At 68.9% G+C, this 19321-nt stretch carries 23 protein-coding genes and 1 tRNA gene; 14 read left to right on the top strand and 10 right to left on the bottom strand.

What is annotated here, in order from left to right:
- Positions 1-52: 52 nt before the first annotated feature.
- Positions 53-1552 carry an MFS transporter gene (locus AB0F43_RS20655; RefSeq protein WP_360478900.1) on the top strand — a complete coding sequence of 500 codons (1500 nt, stop codon included), beginning with the start codon at positions 53-55 and terminating at the stop codon, positions 1550-1552.
- 425 nt (positions 1553-1977) lie between these two features.
- On the opposite strand, the gene AB0F43_RS20650 is transcribed toward AB0F43_RS20655, so the two are convergent.
- Positions 1978-2063 (bottom strand) — tRNA-Leu (locus AB0F43_RS20650).
- Between the two features lie 175 nt (positions 2064-2238).
- On the opposite strand from AB0F43_RS20650, the gene AB0F43_RS20645 reads away from it, so the two are divergent.
- Both AB0F43_RS20645 and AB0F43_RS20640 read left to right on the top strand, forming a co-directional pair.
- Positions 2239-3042, top strand: a complete 804-nt coding sequence (locus AB0F43_RS20645) for a maleylpyruvate isomerase family mycothiol-dependent enzyme (protein WP_360478898.1) — start codon at positions 2239-2241, stop codon at positions 3040-3042.
- 10 nt (positions 3043-3052) lie between these two features.
- Positions 3053-3541, top strand: a complete 489-nt coding sequence (locus tag AB0F43_RS20640; RefSeq protein WP_360478895.1) for a VOC family protein — start codon at positions 3053-3055, stop codon at positions 3539-3541.
- Here AB0F43_RS20640 and AB0F43_RS20635 read toward each other — a convergent pair.
- From AB0F43_RS20635 to AB0F43_RS20625, 3 genes are read right to left on the bottom strand one after another with little or no spacing between them, the layout of a single operon-like run.
- A complete protein-coding gene (locus tag AB0F43_RS20635) occupies positions 3528-4196 on the bottom strand; it encodes an endonuclease V (RefSeq protein WP_360478892.1) in 669 nt (222 codons plus the stop codon). The genes AB0F43_RS20640 and AB0F43_RS20635 overlap by 14 nt on opposite strands.
- Positions 4177-4815 carry a hydrolase gene (locus AB0F43_RS20630; RefSeq protein WP_360478889.1) on the bottom strand — a complete coding sequence of 213 codons (639 nt, stop codon included), beginning with the start codon at positions 4813-4815 and terminating at the stop codon, positions 4177-4179. The genes AB0F43_RS20635 and AB0F43_RS20630 overlap by 20 nt, the downstream gene beginning before the upstream one ends.
- The gene (locus tag AB0F43_RS20625; protein WP_360478886.1) at positions 4815-5051 is read right to left on the bottom strand and encodes a hypothetical protein; all 237 of its coding nucleotides are present in this window, start codon (positions 5049-5051) and stop codon (positions 4815-4817) included. The genes AB0F43_RS20630 and AB0F43_RS20625 overlap by 1 nt, the downstream gene beginning before the upstream one ends.
- 56 nt (positions 5052-5107) lie before the next feature.
- On the opposite strand from AB0F43_RS20625, the gene AB0F43_RS20620 reads away from it, so the two are divergent.
- The 3 genes from AB0F43_RS20620 (at position 5108) to AB0F43_RS20610 (ending at position 7138) form a co-directional block, all read left to right on the top strand.
- Entirely contained in the window at positions 5108-6439 is a 1332-nt protein-coding gene (locus AB0F43_RS20620; RefSeq protein WP_360478883.1) for a M20/M25/M40 family metallo-hydrolase, read from the top strand.
- A gap of 93 nt (positions 6440-6532) precedes the next feature.
- On the top strand, positions 6533-6730 hold the full coding sequence (locus AB0F43_RS20615; RefSeq protein WP_360478880.1) for a hypothetical protein: 198 nt from the start codon (positions 6533-6535) through the stop codon (positions 6728-6730).
- Positions 6731-6733: 3 nt separating this feature from the next.
- Complete coding sequence (locus AB0F43_RS20610) at positions 6734-7138, top strand: type II toxin-antitoxin system VapC family toxin (RefSeq protein ID WP_360478877.1); 405 nt, start codon at positions 6734-6736, stop codon at positions 7136-7138.
- A gap of 44 nt (positions 7139-7182) precedes the next feature.
- Here the strand turns inward: AB0F43_RS20610 and AB0F43_RS20605 are convergent, their stop codons facing one another.
- Together AB0F43_RS20605 and AB0F43_RS20600 are read right to left on the bottom strand one after the other, a co-directional pair.
- Positions 7183-7452: a DUF1876 domain-containing protein gene (locus AB0F43_RS20605; RefSeq protein WP_360478874.1), complete on the bottom strand. Its 270-nt coding sequence runs from the start codon at positions 7450-7452 to the stop codon at positions 7183-7185.
- A 41-nt stretch (positions 7453-7493) separates the two neighbouring features.
- A complete protein-coding gene (locus tag AB0F43_RS20600) occupies positions 7494-8354 on the bottom strand; it encodes a LysR family transcriptional regulator (RefSeq protein ID WP_360478871.1) in 861 nt (286 codons plus the stop codon).
- Between the two features lie 73 nt (positions 8355-8427).
- On the opposite strand from AB0F43_RS20600, the gene AB0F43_RS20595 reads away from it, so the two are divergent.
- The gene (locus tag AB0F43_RS20595) at positions 8428-9648 is read left to right on the top strand and encodes an MFS transporter (RefSeq protein WP_360478868.1); all 1221 of its coding nucleotides are present in this window, start codon (positions 8428-8430) and stop codon (positions 9646-9648) included.
- 31 nt (positions 9649-9679) lie between these two features.
- Here AB0F43_RS20595 and AB0F43_RS20590 read toward each other — a convergent pair whose 3' ends face one another.
- Positions 9680-9865 (bottom strand): DUF5703 family protein, encoded by a 186-nt coding sequence (locus tag AB0F43_RS20590; RefSeq protein WP_130448421.1) that lies wholly within the window; start codon positions 9863-9865, stop codon positions 9680-9682.
- Positions 9866-9884: 19 nt separating this feature from the next.
- Entirely contained in the window at positions 9885-10826 is a 942-nt protein-coding gene (locus AB0F43_RS20585) for an aldo/keto reductase (protein WP_360478865.1), read from the bottom strand.
- Positions 10827-10878: 52 nt separating this feature from the next.
- Here AB0F43_RS20585 and AB0F43_RS20580 point away from each other — a divergent pair, with 52 nt between their 5' ends.
- Together AB0F43_RS20580 and AB0F43_RS20575 are read left to right on the top strand one after the other, a co-directional pair.
- The gene (locus AB0F43_RS20580; RefSeq protein ID WP_360478862.1) at positions 10879-11931 is read left to right on the top strand and encodes an LLM class F420-dependent oxidoreductase; all 1053 of its coding nucleotides are present in this window, start codon (positions 10879-10881) and stop codon (positions 11929-11931) included.
- 6 nt (positions 11932-11937) lie between these two features.
- Positions 11938-12765, top strand: coding sequence for an undecaprenyl-diphosphate phosphatase (locus AB0F43_RS20575; protein WP_360478859.1), 828 nt, complete (start codon positions 11938-11940; stop codon positions 12763-12765).
- Here the strand turns inward: AB0F43_RS20575 and corA are convergent.
- Positions 12762-13733, bottom strand: a complete 972-nt coding sequence (gene corA / locus AB0F43_RS20570; RefSeq protein ID WP_360478856.1) for a magnesium/cobalt transporter CorA — start codon at positions 13731-13733, stop codon at positions 12762-12764. The genes AB0F43_RS20575 and corA overlap by 4 nt on opposite strands.
- A gap of 101 nt (positions 13734-13834) precedes the next feature.
- On the opposite strand from corA, the gene AB0F43_RS20565 reads away from it, so the two are divergent.
- Genes AB0F43_RS20565 through AB0F43_RS20555 form a run of 3 tightly spaced genes read left to right on the top strand, consistent with a single transcriptional unit; the run spans position 13835 to position 15909 of the window.
- Complete coding sequence (locus tag AB0F43_RS20565; RefSeq protein WP_360478853.1) at positions 13835-14533, top strand: histidine phosphatase family protein; 699 nt, start codon at positions 13835-13837, stop codon at positions 14531-14533.
- Positions 14534-14545: 12 nt separating this feature from the next.
- Complete coding sequence (locus AB0F43_RS20560; RefSeq protein WP_360478850.1) at positions 14546-15121, top strand: DUF3090 domain-containing protein; 576 nt, start codon at positions 14546-14548, stop codon at positions 15119-15121.
- Positions 15118-15909: an SCO1664 family protein gene (locus AB0F43_RS20555; protein WP_360478847.1), complete on the top strand. Its 792-nt coding sequence runs from the start codon at positions 15118-15120 to the stop codon at positions 15907-15909. Before AB0F43_RS20560 ends, AB0F43_RS20555 begins: the two co-directional genes overlap by 4 nt.
- Here AB0F43_RS20555 and AB0F43_RS20550 read toward each other — a convergent pair.
- Positions 15864-16778 (bottom strand): AraC family transcriptional regulator, encoded by a 915-nt coding sequence (locus tag AB0F43_RS20550; protein ID WP_360478845.1) that lies wholly within the window; start codon positions 16776-16778, stop codon positions 15864-15866. The two genes, AB0F43_RS20555 and AB0F43_RS20550, sit on opposite strands and share 46 nt — an antisense overlap.
- A gap of 86 nt (positions 16779-16864) precedes the next feature.
- On the opposite strand from AB0F43_RS20550, the gene AB0F43_RS20545 reads away from it, so the two are divergent.
- Both AB0F43_RS20545 and mshC read left to right on the top strand, forming a co-directional pair.
- The gene (locus AB0F43_RS20545; RefSeq protein WP_360478842.1) at positions 16865-17671 is read left to right on the top strand and encodes an NAD(P)H-binding protein; all 807 of its coding nucleotides are present in this window, start codon (positions 16865-16867) and stop codon (positions 17669-17671) included.
- An 85-nt stretch (positions 17672-17756) separates the two neighbouring features.
- Positions 17757-18983, top strand: a complete 1227-nt coding sequence (gene mshC / locus AB0F43_RS20540; protein ID WP_360478838.1) for a cysteine--1-D-myo-inosityl 2-amino-2-deoxy-alpha-D-glucopyranoside ligase — start codon at positions 17757-17759, stop codon at positions 18981-18983.
- The last annotated feature ends 338 nt before the right edge of the window (positions 18984-19321 follow it).

The raw sequence follows: 19321 nt of genomic DNA, 5'->3' as shown, positions 1-19321 counted from the left end.
GCTGACCGCGTCGGCCGTGGAGAGGTGCAACCAACGATTGAGAGGAATCCGCATGGCTGCATTGCCTGCGGCCGTAGGCAGTCGACCAAACCGGGCCGTGCTGCTCACGGTGACCTGCCTGGGCCAATTCATGGTGCTGCTCGACAACACGATTGTTGGAGCAGCGCTGCCCGATATGCAGCACCGGCTGCACACTCAGCTGACCGGTCTGCAGTGGATTGTCGACGCGTACGTGCTGCTGGTCGCCATGCTGCTGCTGTCCGGCGGCGTTTTCGCCGACCGGTTCGGCCGCAAGCGGGTGTATCTGGTCGGTGCGGTGGTGTTCACCGCCGCGTCGGTGCTGTGCAGCCTCGCGCCCTCGATCGGATGGCTTGTCGCCGGCCGGGTGCTGCAGGGCGTCGGGGCCGCGGCGCTGAGCCCTGCCTCGCTGGCCCTGCTCGCCGCCGCCTATCCCCTTCCTCAGGAACGCATCAAGGCGATCGGGCTGTGGGCCGGATTCAGCGGAATTGGTCTGGTCGCAGGCCCCGTGGCTGGCGGCGTGCTGACAGATGCCTTCGGCTGGCCCGCCATCTTCCTGGTCAATCTGCCCATCGGCGTGGTCCTGCTGCTGGTCGGTCTGCGCCACCTTGGCGAGTCCCGCAATCCGAGCGCGCCCGCGATCGATATCCCGGGGACGGTGCTGTCCGTTCTGGCTGTGGGGGCGCTGACGTACGGGCTGATCGAGGGTGGTGCCCGCGGCTGGACGTCTCCGGTGATCCGGGGCAGCTTCACCGCCGCGGTGATCCTCCTCGCCGCCTTCGTCGCTGTCGAAGCGCGTCGTTCCGCTCCGATGCTGCCGCTGCGGCTGTTCCGGCAGCGGCTGTTCACCGTGTCCAACACCGCCATGGTCGTGGTGGGGTTCGCGCTCATGGGTTCGTCGTTCTTCTTCTCCCAGTTCTTCGTGTACGTCCAGGGCAGCTCGATCCTGCGCGCCGGCCTGCAGACCCTTCCCACCTCCCTTGCCATGGTGATGGTCAGCCCGTTCGCGGGCCGGCTCGCCGCCCGGTACGGCTTCCGGATCGTGGTCACCGTCGGCCTGGCCCTGGCCGGAGGGGGGCTCCTGGCGCTGGGCATGGTGCACGCCGACACCGGTTACGGGAACGTGTGGTGGCGGCTGGGAGTCGTCGGCATCGGCTTCGCCCTGACCATGTCCCCACTGACAGGCGCCGCCATCCAAGCGGTCAGCCCGCAAGAAGGCGGCCTCGCCTCTGGCATCAGCAGCACCACCCGGCAGATCGGCGCGGTGCTCGGCGTGGCGGTACTCGGAGCCATCGTCCGCAGCCGGCAATCCGGCGGCGCATCCTTCGAGACCGGCCTCAACAGCGCCTTCGTCGCTGCCGGCGCCGTCACTGTGGCCACCGCAGTATTCACCGGCCTGTGGCTGGCGAGGTCTAAGCCTGTGGACGGCTCGGCGGTGCCGCACCGTTCCACCGATCAAGATGCGGTCACCACGTCGAACGGGGTGTCCGGGAACAGCCGTCGACCGCGATACCGACGGACGTCCCACTCCTAGCTGTTCAGAGGTCGACTCCACGGTCGAAGCTCTCGCGAGCGCAGCACGAAAGCAGCCCTGAGGAGCGAGCCGAGGCGGAGTTCCGCAGGCGAATCGCTGCGGCGGAAGGGACGATGTCAAGACTTCGCCGCGCCCTGGAGGCGGGCTGGGATCCGAGTGAGCTGACGAGTCAGTACAACCCCGTGATGGCTGAGAAGCGAGCCGCAGAGGCAGGTTTGGCGTCCATCGAGTACCCGAAGCGGCTGACGCCGAACGAGATCCGAGCGATGGTCGACCAGCTCGGGGACATCGGCTGTGTGCTCGATCGAGCGAATCGCGACGACCTGGCCGAGTTGTACGAGGCCTTGCGTCTGACGGTCGACTACGACCACCGAACGCGCGTGGCCATAGTCTCCATTACGCCCGCGCCGCGTGTGGATAGTGTGTGTCCGAGGGGGGACTTGAACCCCCACGCCCCGCGAAGGGCACTAGCACCTCAAGCTAGCGCGTCTGCCTATTCCGCCACCCGGACGAGTGGTCTGGTCGCCTTAGCGACGCTGACCGGAGAACAGTAGCAAACTCCACGGGTGGAATTCACATCGGGGCGGTGCCGGGGGCTGACTTCGGGCCCTCGGGTGGCGGTGGGCTGACTTGGGGGGCTCTCGGGCGTAGTTTGAAATTCAAGTGGTGTCCGGGAGGAGGCCGGGATGAACGCGTGGAACGCGATGTCGTTCGAAGGTAAGGACACGATCCTGGGGGTGGTCCGGCGGGAGGCGGGGGAGTTCTTCGACCTCGTCGACAGTGACGAGATGTGGGAGGCGCCGACCGGGGCCGGGCACTGGCAGGTACGCGACGTGGTGGCGCATATCGCGGACACGACCGAGGCGTACTTCGTCGCGTTCGACGCGGCCAGGTCGCACACCGAGCTGCCGGCCGCGTACGGTCTGCCGGGGATGGCGGAGCGGGTCGACAAGCAGGCGCTGGCGCTCCGTGAGGTGCCCCGGGCCGAGCTGGTCGAGCGGTTGCGGGGCGACTTCGACAAGATCATGGAGATCTTCGACGCGCTGGGCCCGGAGGACTGGACCGGGCTGAACGTCCCGCACTTCTACATGGGCCCGTTGCCGTCCTTCTTCTTCCCGGCCTTCCAGCTGATGGACTACGGCGTCCACTCATGGGACGTCCGGCAGGGGACGGGCCGCGCACACGGACTGACCGGCGAGGCGGCCGACCTGCTGGTCCCGTTCATGTTCGTGCTGTGGCAGTACACGACCAAGGTGAACGACCCGTGCGACCTGAGCATCCGGATCACCAGCGGCCCGAACGCCGGCGACACCCGGGTCCGGGTCGGGCCGGACGGGATGTCGTACGAACCGGGCGAGCTCGGCGGCACTGTGATCGAGTTCGACCCGGGCAGCTTCGTGCTGACCGCGTTCGGGCGGAGCAACTCCGGCACGATCCGCGGCGAGCGGGCCGTTGCCGACCGCTATCTCAACCTGTTCTTCCGGATTTGAGGGGGATTGCATGACGGACATCGACCTGCCCGCGATCGAGGCCGAGCGCGAGCGGATCAGAACGACGTACCTGAAAGACCATCGCAAGAGCTCCGCGCGGGGGCTGCATCATGTCGCGGTGCTGTGTGCGGACGTGGAGCGGACGGTGGGGTTCTACCAAGGGGTGCTCGAGTTCCCGCTCACCGAGATCGTCGGCAACCGGGACTACGACGGGTCGAACCACTTCTTCTTCGACATCGGCAATGGCAACCTGCTCGCGTTCTTCGACTTCCCGGGGCTGGATCTCGGGCCGTACGCCGAAGTGCTTGGCGGACTGCATCACCTGGCCATCTCGGTCGAGCCCGAGAAGTGGGAGCGGCTGAAGCACAACCTCGACGAGGCCGGTGTGGAGTACCTGGAGGAGAGCGGTACGTCGATCTACTTCCGCGACCCGGACGGCACCCGGGTCGAGTTGATCGCCGACCCGCTGGGGGAGATGTACGGACTCAAGGTCCTCTGAGCAGCCGCGCGGCCTGGCGGGCCCGCCGTAACGGCTCGGGGGTACGACGTCCGGCGAGACACCGGGATACGACGGCAACAGCCGTGGTCAGGTCGGTCCGCCAACCCGGGTGCACGACCAGCGGCCGCGTGCCAGGCCGGGTGCGCAGCCACATCGCGACCTGGTCCGGGCCGATGAACAGCGGAGACATCGCCCCCGGTACGTCGGCCGGCCATTCCCCGGAGGCGGTCAGCGGCCGGTGAGTCACGCCCACCGTCGGCAGATCGAGTACGGCGCCAAGGTGCAAGGCCAGCCCGGCACGCCGCGGATGATCACGCCCGGTCCCGTCCAGCAGGAGTACGTCGGGTTGCGGTTCGAGGCGGCGTACCACGTCCTCCAGCAGCGGGCCGAGACGGAGAGCCAGCAGACCGGGGACGTACGACGCTGAGGCGTGACCGGGAACCAGACACCGTCCGACGACGCCGCCGTGATCGATGACGACCGCGGCGCCCCAGGCCCGATCGCCCGCTGACCCGGTGCCGGACAGGTCGCGGGGAAAGCAGACCCACACTCCACCGACCAGGCAGGTGTCTGGCGGCGTCCACGGTGGAGGTGTCGCCTGGGCGAGGGCGTGCTGGGTTGAGACCAGCTCAGGCTCAGTGGCCGGCCAGTTCACGGAGGAACCAGTCGCGTGCGAGGACGGCGACGCGCTCGAGCGTGCCGGGTTCGGAGAAGAGATGGGTGGCACCGGCAACGACCTCGAGACGGTTGACGCAGCGCATCTGCCGCTGGGACTGGCGATTGAGCTCCAGTACGTCGGTGTCGAGCTCGCCGACGATCAACAGCGTCGGCGCGGCGACCTCGGCGAGCCGCGAACCGGCCAGGTCGACCCGCCCGCCGCGGGACACCACCGCCCCCACGTCGTTCGCGCCTGAGCCAGGGTCACCCGCCGTCCACAACGCGGCGGCCCCGCCGGTGCTGGCGCCGAAGTACCCAATGCGAAGGTCACTGTGACGATCAGCGGCCCAGCGATGGGCGGCTGCCAGTCGGCCGGCCAGCAGCGGAATGTCGAAGACGTTCCTGCGGTCGGCCGCCTCCTCTGTCGTCAACAGGTCGAACAACAGCGTGGCGAGACCCGCCCGGCCGAGGACCCCGGCGACGTACTGGTTCCGGGGACTGTGGCGGCTGCTGTCGCTGCCGTGGGCGAAGATCACCAGCCCGGTCGCGCCAGCAGGCACAGTCAGGTCACCGGGGAGCGTCGCGCCAGTGGACTCGATCCGGACCGGCTCGGTCATCAGCCCGGTGCCGACCCGTTCGGCGAGCCGGCCGGGTGCTCGACCAGCGCGATCACGCGCGCGGAGATGAACCGAGCGGTACGCACCGGGGTGCCGGACCGGGTGACCTCGACGACCTCGGTCAGGTTCCGGGTGGTGTTGATCTCGACCCGGCGGCCGGCCTTGGTCGCGGCGATCTCGTACGTCGACACACCGCTGCCGGTATCGACGACGATCTCCACCCGGTCGCCCTTCACACCTTTCAGATACCCGTCTGACCCGATGTCATTCGAGGGTGCGAGAGGATGTGACCATGACTTCTCCGACTGCCAGGGATCGTACGTCGTACACGCCTGACGCCGAGGTGGTGGAGCTCTGCAGCGAGCTGATCCGGATCGACACCACGAACTACGGCAACGGGAAGAGCAACGGTGAGCGGGTCGCGGCGGAGTACGTCGCGGCCAAGCTCGACGAGGTGGGGATCGAGTCGACGATCTACGAGTCGGAGCCGGGCCGGGCGACCCTGGTCGCGCACTGGGAGGGCGAGGACCAGAGCGCCGACCCGCTGCTCGTGCATGGGCACCTGGACGTCGTACCGGCCGACCCGAAGGACTGGAAGGTCGACCCGTTCGCCGGGGAGATCTTCGACGGGTGCGTCTGGGGCCGGGGCGCGGTCGACATGAAGGATTTCGACGCGATGGTGCTGTCGGTGGTCCGGGCCCGGCAGCGGGCCGGGGCGAAGCCGCGGCGGCCGGTGCGGCTGGTGTTCACCGCGGACGAGGAGGCCGGCGGTGTGTACGGCGCCCAGTGGCTGATCAACAACCACCCGGACACCGTTGCCGACTGCACTGAAGGGATCGGCGAGGTCGGTGGGTTCTCGGTCACGGTGAAGGACGACCTGCGGCTGTACCTGATCGAGACCGCCGAGAAGGGCATGAGCTGGATGCGGCTCAAGGCCCGCGGTACGGCGGGCCACGGGTCGATGGTGAACAACGACAACGCGGTCACGAACCTGGTCGAGGCGGTGACCCGGATCGGCGGTCACGAGTGGCCGCTCCGGGTCACGCCGACGGTCCGGGAGTTCCTGAAGACGCTGGAGGACGTGCTCGAGGTCGAGCTCGACCCGGAAGACATGACCGAGACGCTGGCGAAGCTGGGCAGCTTCAGCCGGATGTTCGGCGCGACGATCCGGAACACGGCCAACCCGACGATGCTGAACGCCGGCTACAAGGTGAACGTGATCCCGGGTGACGCCGAGGCGCACATCGACGGCCGGTTCCTGCCCGGATACGAGGACGAGTTCTTCGCCACCATCGACGAGCTGATCGGCGACAAGGTCCAGCGCGAGGTCGTGGTCGAGGACATCGCGCTGGAGACCGAGTTCAGCGGCGGTCTGGTCGAGGCGATGAAAGCGTGCCTGGCGGCCGAGGACCCGCAGAGCCGGACCGCGCCGCTGCTGATGTCGGGTGGCACCGACGCCAAGTCCTGGAGCCGACTCGGCGTCCGGTGCTTCGGCTTCGTACCGCTGCAACTGCCGCCAGACCTCGACTTCATGGGCATGTTCCACGGCATCGACGAACGCGTCCCCACCAGCGCCCTGGAGTTCGGCTCCCGAGTCCTCGACCGCTTCCTCGACGAGGCCTAGCCCCCGAGGTCAGCCCAGCTGGGCCGCCGGTGGCCCGGCAAGGTTGCGGGCTCGATGGTCTTACACTGAGTTCCAGGCAACAAGGAGGTGTGAATGACCACGGACAAGGCTGACCAGGCTGGAGCGCCACTCGTTCGTCCCCGGCTATCCCTGGCGGAGCTGCTGGCGGCGAAAGGCACCGCTCCGATTCGGTCGCTCGATGATCTGGCCGCCGACACCTTCCAGTCCGACGAGGAACTTGAAGAGTTCCTGGCGTTCACGTACGCCGAACGTCACCGCGAGATCGCCTGACCTGTGCAGCCAGTCGTCCTCGACACTGACGTCGCTTCCCTGGTGCACAAGCGGAAGCTGACCGGTCCATTGACCACACGGCTGATTGGTCGTCAGCCGCTCATCACCTTTGTGACGCTGGGCGAGGTGACCAAATGGACGGAGATCCGTCACTGGGGAGCGAGCAGCCGGCAGGCGCTCGCGGATTGGCTGTCCGGTATCCCCGTTCTGCCGGGCGACGAGGCCGTCGCGACCACTTGGGGTCGGCTGTCTGCCGCCGGCGTCGAGCGAGGAAGGCCGAGACCCATCAATGACATGTGGATCGCGGCGTGTTGTCTCACCTACGACTTGCCTCTCGCCACCCTGAACCTGAAGGACTTCGATGACTTCCGGGAGTTTCACGGGCTCAGGATCCTGGGCGCGGACTGACCTCCGAGGGCGCTCTGAGACGAGTCCTCACGCCGGTCTACGTGTCAGCCGCGGAGGTGCGGGCGCCGGTGGGTGACTTCCTCGATGTCTTGGGCTGCTGCGAGGACCAGGCGGTGGGACAGCTCCGACAGGGCCCGGGCGGCGGCGAGTTCGTCGCCGATCTGGGGTACTTCGACGTCGTTCGGGTGCCGGTACGCCGTGCCTCGTCCGGCCAGTTGTTCGCCGTCGGTCCGCAGCCGGGCCTCGGCATGTGTGGTCCGCTCGTCCTCGACCTCGTCGATCACGATGTCGACCGTCCACTGCCGTACTGCCATCGCACTCACCTCAGCTACAGCGTCGTACCGCAAACCCTGACTCACAAGAGGTTGAGGGTGGCGCGGAGGCTGGGGAGGTACTCGATGAGGGGTTTGGGCGGGGTCGGCGTGGTGACGAGCGAGAGCGTCAGGCGGTAGCGGAACGGGGCCGGGATGAGGCGTTCGCCGGGGCGGAGTTCGGTGGCGAGGGCGCTGCGGGGGACGAGGGCCAGGTGGGTACGGCGACGCGCCATGCCGACGGTGGTACTCAGCGTCACGCCGCGGCGAGGTACGGCGCCGAGGGCGACCAGGCGTGCGTGGATCTCTTCGGCGCCGCGGTCGTAGGTGGAGAACGGGATCGGGCGGTCCTTCAACGGTTGTTTGCCGCGGCCGGGTGAGGCCGCGCCGGGTGGAACGAACAGAACGAGTTCGTCGCGGCCGACCAGGCGGGCTATGGTGCCGCGGGGCAGTGTCATCTGGTCGGCGATAGCGATGAAGGCGGCGTCCATGGTGCCCTCGGCGATCCGTTCGACCAGGAAGTGGCCGTGGTCGACCTCCTGCTGGATGTCGAGGTCGAGCAGGTCGGCGTCGAGGATCGGGAACAGGATCGGCGCGATGCTTGAGAAGGCGCCGATCACCAGCCGGTGACCGGCGGCGGCTTCGCGGGTGGCGGCGTACACCTCCTCGAGGTGGCCGAGGATGTGGTCGGCCCGGCGGCCGAGCTCGGCGCCGGCTGGGGTCGGGCGGGCGCCGCGGGTGTCGCGCTCGAACAATTTGGTGCCGCACATGCGCTCGAGCCGGGCCAGTCGCTGGGACGCGGACGGTTGCGAGATCCGCAGCTCGCGGGCGGCGGTACCAACCGCTCCGGTCCGGCTGATCGCCTGCACCAGTCGGAGATCCTCGACCGACGGTAATGAAGCCATAGGTGCAGCCTATGACGCCCACCCAGCGGCCGCCGACTACCCGGGTCGCTTGACAACTCCAAGAATCAAAGGCATGAGAGCCCGGAACGAAGCGCTCGCCTTGCTGGCAGGTGGCGGCACGGCGGACCTCGCGCTCCGGTTCACGCAGGTCGCGTTGCCGCTCGTCATCCTCCATGAGACCGGCTCTGTCGCTGCGACCGGGCTGGTCGCCGGCGCGTCCGGCGTACCGGTGCTGTTGTCGCCGTGGTGGGCCAGGAAGGCGCGGCAGTGGGTGGACTCGGGTCCACGGCTTGCTGTGGTTGCAGTCGTGACCGCACTCGCTCTGGCGTCTGTGCCGGCTGCAGCTGCGCTAGGAATCCTCACACCTGAGTTGCTGGTCGTCAGCGGTCTACTGCTCGGGTGTGGCGACGCTCTGTCGACTCCTGGTCGGTCAGCCCTGCTGGCTGACACCGGAGACCGGTGGGGTGAGGGCAAGGCAGTCGTACTGCTCACGTGGCAGGACGGGCTCCGCAGGGTCGGCATGATGGTCGGACCGGTCATCGGAGCCTTTGCAGTGTCAACAGGTCTCACCAACGGGCTGCTGTGGGTGGAGGCGGTCGCTGTGGTGGCAGCAGGGCTACTGGCCTGCACTGTGAAGGCAGAGCGAGCTCCTGAACGTGTAGCAATGCCCTCGATCCGGGGGAGCCTCAAAGGGCGTCCCGATGTGCTCTACGGCTGGATAGCTCGTGGGACCGGCTGTGTGACGTGGTTTGCCTTCACCCTTGGCCTGTCCGTCATCGGCGCCCAGCGTGGTGAGCCTGGTGTCTACGTGGCTGCCGGCATGACCGGGTACGGCGTCGGGTCCATCATCGGTACGGCGATCTCCCTGGCCGTCGTACGTCGTGTGCCACCAGTACGACTGGCCGCCTTCGCCTGGGGCTTCATGGGCGTGTGCTGGATCGGCATGGGGTTGTGGACGACACCGCCGGTCATTGCCCTGATGGGCGCACTTGCGGGCATAGCCGTCGTACTCGGGATCTCCGCGATCTCGGTCCTGATCACCCGATCATCAGCCGGCGCCGAGCGGCGGACGCTGCTGTCCGGGCAGACCGTGGTCGTCAACGCGGGGAGTTCCGCCGGGATGCTTGCCGGTGGGCCGATCATCGCGGCCGCCGGAGCCGAGCACACGCTGATCGGCGCCGGCCTGCTGACCACTCTCGTCGCGCTGACAATCCTCGTGAAAGCCCGACCGGCACAGCGCGAGACTGCCGACCATCTCCGAGATCGCGATCCCCACCCTGGCCGAGCGGTCTGAGTACCGCCACGACCTGTGACGGCGGCCTTGCTCACAGGGTCCGCATCACCCGGATGATGCGGCGGCGGAGCCAGACTCTGCGGGTGCCGTCGGGGTAGCGACGCAGCCGGGCCAGCTCCCAGCCGCCGTACTCGGCGTGCTCGGTCAGCAACCGGCGGACGGCGCCGCGCGACTCCGTCCTGGACACCTCGAACTGCTGCAGTTCGTATTCGGCCATCCGCACCTCCACAACCGCTCTACGACACATCCTCCAGCGCTGCGACGATCGCGGGCGGGAGGGTGAGCTCCTCCACTCCCAGGACCGACTTGAGCTGCATCGCCGTCCGGGCACCGACGATCGCCGCCGACACGCCCGGCCGGTCCCGCACCCAGGTGAGGGCCACCTCGAGCGGTGTCCAGCCGAGCCCGTCGGCGGCTCGCGCGACTGCCTCAACGATGCCCGAACCCCGGCCGTCCAGGTAGGGGTCGACGAATCTGGACAGATGCTGAGACGCCGCCCGGGAGTCCGCCGGGATCCCGGTGCGGTACTTCCCAGTCAACACACCCCGGCCAAGCGGCGACCAGGCCAGGATCCCGATCCCCAGCCCGCCGGCCGCCCGAATCGCGTCCGCCTCGGCGTCCCGGGCGAGCAGCGAGTACTCCACCTGGTTCGACACCGGGACCGCGCGACCGGGCCAGGCCTGCTGCCAGGTGACGGCCCGGGCCGACTTCCACCCCGCGTAGTTGGACACCCCGACGTACCGGACCTTGCCCGAGTTGACCGCGTGGTCGAGCGCCGACAGCGTCTCCTCCAGTGGTACGTCGTCCGACCAGGTGTGCAGCTGCCACAGGTCGATGTGGTCGACGTTCAGCCGGCGGAGCGAGCCCTCCAGATCGCGCAGCAGGGCACCCCGGGACGTGTCGGTGATCCGCTCACCACGGCGGACGCTGAAACCGGCCTTGGTCGCGATCACCAGGTCGTCACGCTCCACCACGTCACCGAGCAGGGAGCCGATCAGTCGCTCGCTGTCACCGTCGCCGTACGCGGCGGCGGTGTCGATCAGTGTGCCGCCGGCGGCCACGAACGCAGCGAGCTGCTCACGCGCCTCATGCTCGTCGGTGTCACGCCCCCAGGACATGGTGCCGAGGCCGATCCGGCTCACCGCCAGTCCACTGTGACCGAGATAGCGCTGCTGCATGTACCCGAGCCTATTGCGGGGCACCGACAACGGCTCGTTAGGCTCGCCTGTCATGCGACTCGGACTCAACATCGGCTTCGTCTTCGGTGGCGACGACCATCTGGATCATCTGAGGCTGGTGAAGGAGGCCGAGCGGCTCGGCTTCTCGGTCACCTGGGCCGCGGAGGCGTACGGCTCGGACGCCGCCACCCTGCTGACCTGGATCGCCGCGCAGACCTCCACCATCGACGTCGGCGCCGCGGTCTTCCAGATCCCGGCCCGGACCCCGGCGATGACCGCGATGACCGCGGCCACCCTGGACCGGCTGTCCGGCGGCCGGTTCCGGCTCGGCCTGGGCGTGTCCGGCCCGCAGGTGTCCGAGGGCTGGCACGGCGTCCGGTTCGACAAGCCGCTGGCCCGCACCCGCGAGTACGTCGCCATTGTCAACGCGGCGATGCGGCGTGAGACGGTGAAGTTCGAGGGTGAGCACTTCACGCTGCCGCTGCCCGACGGCCCCGGCAAGCCGCTCAAGCTGTCCATCCACCCGCTCCGCGACCACGTGCCGGTGTACCTGGCCGCGGTGGGCCCGAAGAACCTCGAGCTGGCCGGCGAGATCGCCGACGGCTGGCTCGGCATCCTGAACGACCCCGCCTATCTGGGAGAGCAGTTGAAGCACATCGCGACGGGTCGCCGAACCCGTCAGGAAGGGCTCGACGGCTTCGACGTCGTCGCGTCCGTGCCGGTGATGACCGGTGACGACCTGCAGGCCGCGGCCGACCCGATCCGCGGGTACGCCGCCCTCTACATCGGCGGCATGGGCAGCCGGGAGAAGAACTTCTACAACGCCCTGGCTGTCCGGATGGGGTACGCCGAGGAGGCCAAGCGGATCCAGGACCTGTACCTGGGCAAGCAGCACCGGGAGGCGATGGCCGCCGTACCGCACGGGTTCATCGACTCGATCTCACTGCTCGGCGGCAAGGAGCGGATGGCCGAGAAGCTCACCGCGTACGCCGAGGCCGGCGCCACCACGGTCTCGCTGACCCCGTTCGCGCCGACGGTCGACCAGCGGATCGCCGATCTGCGCACGGTCGCCGAGGCGCTCGACCTCGCCGGGGTCGGTGACTGATCCTCCATGAGCATCTGGGAAGCCATCATCCTCGGCATCGTCGAGGGGCTCACCGAGTTCCTGCCGGTGTCCAGCACCGGCCACCTCACCATCGCCTCGAAGGCGCTCGGCCAGCAGATCGACGACCCGAGCATCACCGCCTTCACCGCGGTGATCCAGTTCGGCGCGATCGCGGCCGTGGTGCTGTTCATGTGGAAGGACATCAGCCGGTACGCCGTCGCCTGGTTCAAGGGGATCCGGCACCCCGAGTACCGCGGTGAGTTCGACCACCGGATGGGCTGGTTCGTGATCGTCGGCTCGCTGCCGATCTGCGTCGTCGGCTACCTCGGCCGGGACATCATCTCCGGGCCGCTGCGCAGCCTGTGGTGGGTCGCCGCGTCCCTGATCGGCTGGTCGTTCGTGATGGTCGCGGCCGAGCGGCTGAGCAGCAAGTCGCGGCCGCTGACCCGGATCACTCTGATCGACGCGGTGGTGATGGGCGTCATCCAGTGTCTGGCGCTGATCCCCGGGGTGTCGCGCTCCGGCGCGACCATCTCGGCCGGCCTGTTCCGCGGCCTGGACCGGGTCGCGGCGACCCGGATGGCGTTCCTGCTCGGCATCCCGGCGCTGGTCGGAGCCGCGATCTTCGAGCTGCCGCACGCCGTCAACGGTGACGTCGGGCTGGTGCCGGTGCTGGTCGGGACAGTGGTCAGTTTCGTGGTCGCGTACGCGTCGGTCGCCTGGCTGCTCAAGTTCGTCGCCAAGCACACCACCGAGATCTTCGCCTTCTACCGGATCCTGGTCGGTATCGTGATCGTCATCCTGCTGGCCACCAGCACCATCACAGCGACTTAGAGCCAGCCGACCTTGCGGAAGAACCGGTACATGGTGAAGCAGACGACGGCCATCAGCAGGAGTACGGCGTAGTACCCGTAGTGCCAGCGCAGCTCGGGCATGTTGTCGAAGTTCATCCCGTAGATCCCGGCCACCATGGTCGGGACCGCGGCGATGGCGACCCAGGCCGAGATCCGGCGCATGTCGTCGTTCTGCTGCACCGAGACCCGGGCCAGGTGCGCGTTCAGCGCCGAGCTGAGCAGTACGTCGAGGGCCTCGGTCTGGTCCGAGACCCGGTTGACGTGGTCGGCGACATCGCGGAAGAACGGCGCGGCGTTCGGGCTGATACCGGGGACACCGTGCGCGAACTGCTCCATCGGGTCGCGCAGCGGCTGGATCGCGCGGCGCATCTCGAGCACCTCGCGCTTGAGCTTGTAGATGCGTTCGGCGTCGCTGGTGCGTTCGGGCGAGAAGACCGAGGACTCGACCTCGTCGACGTCGGCCTCGACCTGCTGGGCGACCTCCTCGTAGCCGTCGACCACCGAGTCGCAGATCGCCCAGAGGACGGCGGACGGGCCGTGGCCGAGCACCGAGGCGCGTTCCTCCAGTTCGTGCCGGGCGGTGGCCAGTTCACCACCTTCGCCGTGCCGGACCGTGACGACGTACCGGGCGCCGATGAAGACGCTCAGCTGGCCGGTCTCCACGGCGTCGCCCTCGTCGACGTACCAGAGCGTGCGCAGTACGACGACGATCGCGTCGCCGAACCGCTCGACCTTGGGGCGCTGGTGGGCCTTGAGTGCGTCCTCGACAGCGAGTTCGTGCAGGCTGAAGAGTCCCTGGACCCGGCGCATCTCGGCGTCCGTCGGCTCGTGCAGGCCGACCCAGCCGAAGCAGCGACCGTCGTCGTCGATGGCCTGGGCAACGGTCTCGGGGTCTCTGGGCAGGTCCTTCCGTTCCCCCTCGGCGTACACGCCGCAGTCCACGATCACCTCTCCATCATGGCAGCTGCGGTCGTGCCTGGCGGTCCAGCGCCTACTGCGCGGGACCGCCAGGCACGACCGACTTGCCCCGACCGGATAACGTGCAGGTCATGCCCACGGTGATTCTGGTCCGGCACGGCCGCAGCGCCGCCAACACGTCCGGCACATTGGCCGGCCGCACGCCGGGGGTGAAGCTGGACGAGACCGGGCTGCGGCAGGCCGAGGCGGTCGCGCAACGGCTGGCCGAGCTGCCGCTGGCCGCGATCGTCACTTCACCGCTGGAGCGCTGCAAGCAGACCGCGGCCGCGATCGCGAAACACCACCAGGAGTTGCGCCCGGCAACGGATCGCCGGCTGACCGAGTGCGGGTACGGCGACTGGACCGGGCAGAAGCTGGCGACGCTGATGAAGGACCCGCTGTGGCCGGTCGTGCAGCAGCACCCGTCGGCCGTCACGTTCCCGAACGGGGAGTCGATGCGGGCGATGCAGCAGCGTGCGGTCGACGCCGTACGGGCGCATGACGCGGCGCTGGCGAAGAGCCACGGGGACGGCGCGCTTTGGGTGGCGGTGTCACACGGCGACGTGATCAAGGCGATCGTCGCGGACGCGCTCGCGCAGCACCTGGACACCTTCCAGCGGATCGTGGTGGACACCGCGTCGACCACGATCATCACCTATACCGCGACCCGTCCGTTCCTGGTCCGCCTGAACGACTCCGGCAGCGAGCTCGCCTCCCTGATCCCGCCCCCTCCTGCCAAGGCCCGGCGAACCAGGAAGCAGTCCTCAGACGCGGTTGTGGGCGGACGGTAATAGGGTCTAGCTATGGCGCGAGTTGTGCATTCCTACGACGACCCGGATCGGTTCGTCGCGGGCACCGTGGGTGAACCCGGTGCGAGGACGTTCTTCCTGCAGGCCAGGGCGGGTACCCGGCTGACCTCGGTGGCCTGTGAGAAGGAACAGGTGATGGCGCTCGCGGAGCGGCTGGACGTGATGCTGGACGAGGTGGCCCGGCGGTTCGACCGGGAGCCGGCCACCGCGGTGGGGCTCGACGACACCGATCCGCTGGAGCAGCCGATCGAGGAGGAGTTCCGGGCCGGCACGATGACGCTGGCGTGGGAGGCGGACGCCGAGCGGGTGGTGATCGAGGTGTTCTCGGTCGTCACCGGCGAGCAGGCCGAGCTGGAGGAGACCGACCCGGTCGCGGCCGCGATGGAGTCCGAGGACGCCGAGGTGTTCATCGTCCGGATCAGCGAGGAGCAGGCCCGCGCGTTCGCCCGCCGGGCGGTCGCCCTGGTCGCGTCCGGACGGCCGAGCTGCCCGTTCTGCGGGCGGCCGATCGACGCGGACGGGCACATCTGCCCGCGTGCCAACGGCTACCGCAGGCACCTGCCGGAATGATCGCTCCGGACCTGCTCGCCACTGGGGAGCTGTCCCTGCACGGCCGGCTGGTGGCAGCGTCGAACGGCACGTTCCAGGGCTCGGTGAGTCGCGACGGCGAGTCCGCAACGGTCGTCTACAAGCCGGTCCAGGGGGAGCGGCCGCTGTGGGACTTCCCCGACGGCACCCTGGCCCAGCGCGAGTACGCGGCGTACGTCGTCTCCGAAGCGCTCGGCTGGTCGCTGGTGCCGCCGACCCTGCTGCGGGACGGGCCGCTCGGCGAGGGCATGGTGCAGCTGTGGATCGACGAGGCCGAGCTCGGGCCGGAGGAGACCGAGCTGGTCGACATCGTCCCGCAAGGGCGGGTGCCCGACGGCTGGATCGGCGTACTCGACGCGCTGGACGGGCGGCACAACCCGGTGACGCTGGTGCACGCGGACAATCAGGCGTTGCGGCGGATGGCCGTATTCGATGCCGTGGTCAACAATGCCGACCGCAAGGGCGGGCATGTGCTGAACCCGGGCGACGGGCGTGTGTTCGGTGTCGACCACGGTGTCACGTTCAACGCGGACGACAAGTTGCGGACGGTGCTATGGGGCTGGGCCGGTGAACCGATCCCGGCCGACGTGCTGGACGACGTACGCAAACTGGCCGACCAACTCGCCGGAGGCCTCGGCCAGCAACTGTGTGATCTCATCACCGCGGTCGAGCTGACCGCGACCCGCGAGCGCTGCGCGATGCTGCTGAAAACCGGCGTTCACCCCTACCCGAGTGATGACTGGCCGGCCATTCCCTGGCCTGCCTTCTGACGGGTCAGGTAGGAGCTGGGGCTGGCGCCGCGTTCGCGTTTGAAAGCGGCGCTGAAACTGAACGCGTCGGCGTACCCGACCCGGCGGGCCACTGCGGCGACCGTCGCACCGGGCTCGGCCAGCAGGTCGGCAGCGAGGGTCATCCGCAGCTCCGTCAGGTAGGCGAGGGGAGCTTGACCGGTCAGCTCGGTGAAGCGTCGTACCAAGGTCGTCCGGGACACGGCCGCCACCTCGGCGAGGCCGGCCAAGGTCCAGCCCGCGGCGGGGGAGGCGTGCATCGCGTGCAGGACCGGACCGACCACGTCGTCGCCGAGGGCGTCGTACCAGGGTGGCTGATTGCCTTCGAACCAGTCGCGCAAGGTGCAGACCATCAGCCAGTCGAGCAGCCGGTCGAGTACGACGTGACGACCGAGAGCGCCGGCGGCGACGCGCTCGTGCAGGTAGTCGCGCAACGGTGAGCAGTCGTGGTCCTCGGTGATCACGACCAGCGGCGGGAGCTCGTCGAGCAGGCGGCGGGGGAGTTCCTGCCGGACGTGGTACGCGCCGGCCAGCAAAACAGTGCCGTGGTCGATCGGTCCGGGTGAGTCGATCCGGCCGTCGCAGCTCACCTCCAGGGCAGGTCCGGTCCGCGACGGATCGTCGGTGAACACGAAAGGATTCGGTCCACGCACGACCGCGGTCTCGCCCGGCCTGATCAGCCGTGGTTCGGCACCGTCGACGACAAGCCAGCCGTCGCCGAGCAGAGGAGCGCAAAGGGTCAGCGCCGCGCCGTCGGTGAAGCGGAGCGCATAGGGCGCGGCGAGCACCGGCGTACCGAGAACGGCGCCTTCAGCGCGGAGGCCGCGCAACAGGTCGGCGAGAGGATCCACGGCAGCCACAATAGGTGGGCCGCACGGACATGCCCGCGGTCCGGTCGCCCATGGGTTCGGACGCCGCGGCCGGATTGACTCTGGGTATGACAATTTTGGTGCTAGGGGCAACAGGTAAGACCGGCCGCCGGGTGGTGCCGCGGCTGCGCGAACGAGGAGCCGACGTACGCGCCGCGTCGCGGTCGGGCGAGACCCGGTTCGACTGGACCGACCGGAGCAGCTGGGCGGACGCTGTTCGCGGAGCCGAAGCGGTGTATCTGATCGCGCCAGAGGATCCCGCGCCGATCGAGCCGTTCGTCAGCCAGGCGGTGGCCGCAGGGGTACGGCGTTTCGTCACGCTGTCTGGGCGTGCCACGGAGAAGTGGGCCGGGCGGTTCGGCGCCGGGATGGCCGAGGCGGAGCGAGTGGTCCAGGCATCCGGGGCAGGGTGGACGATCCTGCGGTCGAACAACTTCGATCAGAACTTCGACGAGGACCTCTGGCGCGAACCGCTGCTGGCGGGCCGACTCGCTCTGCCGGCGGGCGACCTGCGAGAGCCGTTCGTCGACGTGGAGGATCTGGCCGAGGTCGCTGCGACGGTTCTGACCTCGACCGGTCACGACGGCCGGATCTACGATCTGTCCGGGCCGGAGTCGATCACGTTCGCCGACGCGGTGGAAACCATCGCCAAGGTCTCGGGCCGGCCGATGGAGTATGTCGCGGTGACGCCGGCCGCGTACCGCGACGAGCTGCTCGCCGCCGGCTGGCCCGAGGAGGCCGTGCACGAACTGAACGCGTTGTTCGAGATCATGCGCGAGGGGCACGTGACCATGCCGACGGATGACATCGAGCGCTTGCTCGGGCGGCCGGCGACGAGTTTCGCGTCGTACGCCGAACGGGTCTGGGCAGGGTAGTCGCTCCCGCGCCGGCCGGACCGGGGGACCGGAGAGTGGAACCGTGTCGCGTCCGGGAAGTCCGGGCTGTCATAAGCTCCAGATCATGCAGGCGTGGACGAAACCAGACATCCCGGTCGTGCCGGGTCCGGCCCGGCGACTGCGCCTCTACGACACCGCGTCGGGCGGTCCGGTCGAGGTGCCGCCGGCCGACGGCGGTACGGCGCGGATGTACGTGTGCGGGATCACACCGTACGACGCCACGCACATGGGCCATGCGGCGACGTACGTGACGTTCGACCTGATCAACCGGCTCTGGCGCGACGCCGGGTACGACGTCCACTACACGCAGAACATCACCGACGTCGACGACCCGCTGCTCGAGCGGGCGGCCGCGACCGGGGTCGACTGGACCGACCTGGCGGAACAGGAGATCCAGCTGTTCCGCGACGACATGACCGCGCTGCGGGTGATCCCGCCGCAGAACTACGTCGGCGTGGTCGAGTCGGTCGACCTGGTCGCGGCCGCGATCGAGGAGTTGCAGCGCGCCGGCGCGGTCTACTCGGTGGACGGCGATCTGTACTTCGCGGTGAAGGCGGATCCGGCCTTCGGGAACGTGTCCGGGTATGACCGCGAGACCATGCGGGCCCTGTTCGCCGAGCGCGGCGGGGACCCGGATCGCCCGGGCAAGCAGGACCCGCTGGACAGCCTGCTGTGGCGGCACGAGCGGCCGGGTGAGCCTGCCTGGGACTCCGCGCTGGGTCGCGGCCGGCCGGGCTGGCATGTCGAGTGCTCCGCGATCGCGCTGGAACACCTCGGCATGACGTTCGACATCCAGGGCGGTGGGTCGGACCTGATCTTCCCGCACCACGAGATGTCGGCCAGCGGCGCGCAGGTGGCGACCGGGAAGTACCCGTTCGCGCGGGCCTACGTGCACCAGGCGATGGTCGGCCTGGACGGCGAGAAGATGTCGAAGTCGAAGGGCAACCTGGTGCTGGTGTCGAAGGAGCGCCTGGCCGGGGCGGACCCGATGGCGATCCGGCTGGCGCTCCTGGCCCACCACTACCGCACTGACTGGTTCTGGACGTCGTCCGAGCTGCTCGACGCGCAGGAACGCCTGGACGTCTGGCGTGGCGCCGTCACCCGCGGTTCGGGTCCTGACGGTACGGCTGCGATCGACGCCGTACGCGCGGCCCTCACGAACGACCTCGACACCGTCGCCGCCCTGTCCGCCATCGACACGTGGGCTGAGGCGAACGGGGACGATGCGGAGGCTCCAGCTCTGGTGGCTCAGGCCGTCGACGCACTGCTCGGAGTCAAGCTGGACGGGTAGACCGCATGACCGCCAACCTGACGAACGCCCGAGCCCTCCTCGACGGAGTCATCCCACCGCCACCCACGGCCTCGCACTCTCACTAGGTCGTCGGCACGAACAGGGGACTGCGGCTACTCGTGCTCGGGGTACGGCGAATGCGGTACGCGTGCTCCAGTAGGAGGACTGGGGCGACGCGTGTTCCAGTGAGGGGCCTGTGGTGACGCGTGCTGGGGTAAGGCGAGCGCTGGTGACGCGTGCTCGGGGGACAGCTGTGGGGCGCGGCTCCGGGCTGCTTGATGGTGCTGGTCGTGGTGGCGTGGGTCAAGGGCGCCTTCGGCGTCCGCTGCGCGGATCGA

The organism is Kribbella sp. NPDC023972 (assembly GCF_040639075.1).
In the GTDB taxonomy this organism is placed as follows: Bacteria; Actinomycetota; Actinomycetes; order Propionibacteriales; family Kribbellaceae; genus Kribbella.
Note: the sequence above shows the minus strand (reverse complement) of the source record. Positions and strands in the feature narration are given on the sequence as shown.

Bases quoted from the DNA above. Each gene is read 5' to 3' on its own strand.
- AB0F43_RS20600 (WP_360478871.1), bottom strand. From the start codon at position 8,354: ATGGCTTCATTACCGTCGGTCGAGGATCTCCGACTGGTGCAGGCGATC.
- AB0F43_RS20640 (WP_360478895.1), top strand. From the start codon at position 3,053: ATGACGGACATCGACCTGCCCGCGATCGAGGCCGAGCGCGAGCGGATC.
- AB0F43_RS20590 (WP_130448421.1), bottom strand. From the start codon at position 9,865: ATGGCCGAATACGAACTGCAGCAGTTCGAGGTGTCCAGGACGGAGTCG.
- AB0F43_RS20565 (WP_360478853.1), top strand. From the start codon at position 13,835: ATGCCCACGGTGATTCTGGTCCGGCACGGCCGCAGCGCCGCCAACACG.
- AB0F43_RS20605 (WP_360478874.1), bottom strand. From the start codon at position 7,452: ATGGCAGTACGGCAGTGGACGGTCGACATCGTGATCGACGAGGTCGAG.
- AB0F43_RS20615 (WP_360478880.1), top strand. From the start codon at position 6,533: ATGACCACGGACAAGGCTGACCAGGCTGGAGCGCCACTCGTTCGTCCC.
- AB0F43_RS20645 (WP_360478898.1), top strand. From the start codon at position 2,239: ATGAACGCGTGGAACGCGATGTCGTTCGAAGGTAAGGACACGATCCTG.
- AB0F43_RS20655 (WP_360478900.1), top strand. From the start codon at position 53: ATGGCTGCATTGCCTGCGGCCGTAGGCAGTCGACCAAACCGGGCCGTG.
- AB0F43_RS20545 (WP_360478842.1), top strand. From the start codon at position 16,865: ATGACAATTTTGGTGCTAGGGGCAACAGGTAAGACCGGCCGCCGGGTG.
- AB0F43_RS20595 (WP_360478868.1), top strand. From the start codon at position 8,428: ATGAGAGCCCGGAACGAAGCGCTCGCCTTGCTGGCAGGTGGCGGCACG.
- AB0F43_RS20580 (WP_360478862.1), top strand. From the start codon at position 10,879: ATGCGACTCGGACTCAACATCGGCTTCGTCTTCGGTGGCGACGACCAT.
- AB0F43_RS20585 (WP_360478865.1), bottom strand. From the start codon at position 10,826: ATGCAGCAGCGCTATCTCGGTCACAGTGGACTGGCGGTGAGCCGGATC.
- AB0F43_RS20630 (WP_360478889.1), bottom strand. From the start codon at position 4,815: ATGACCGAGCCGGTCCGGATCGAGTCCACTGGCGCGACGCTCCCCGGT.
- AB0F43_RS20560 (WP_360478850.1), top strand. From the start codon at position 14,546: ATGGCGCGAGTTGTGCATTCCTACGACGACCCGGATCGGTTCGTCGCG.
- AB0F43_RS20620 (WP_360478883.1), top strand. From the start codon at position 5,108: ATGACTTCTCCGACTGCCAGGGATCGTACGTCGTACACGCCTGACGCC.
- mshC (WP_360478838.1), top strand. From the start codon at position 17,757: ATGCAGGCGTGGACGAAACCAGACATCCCGGTCGTGCCGGGTCCGGCC.
- AB0F43_RS20555 (WP_360478847.1), top strand. From the start codon at position 15,118: ATGATCGCTCCGGACCTGCTCGCCACTGGGGAGCTGTCCCTGCACGGC.
- AB0F43_RS20575 (WP_360478859.1), top strand. From the start codon at position 11,938: ATGAGCATCTGGGAAGCCATCATCCTCGGCATCGTCGAGGGGCTCACC.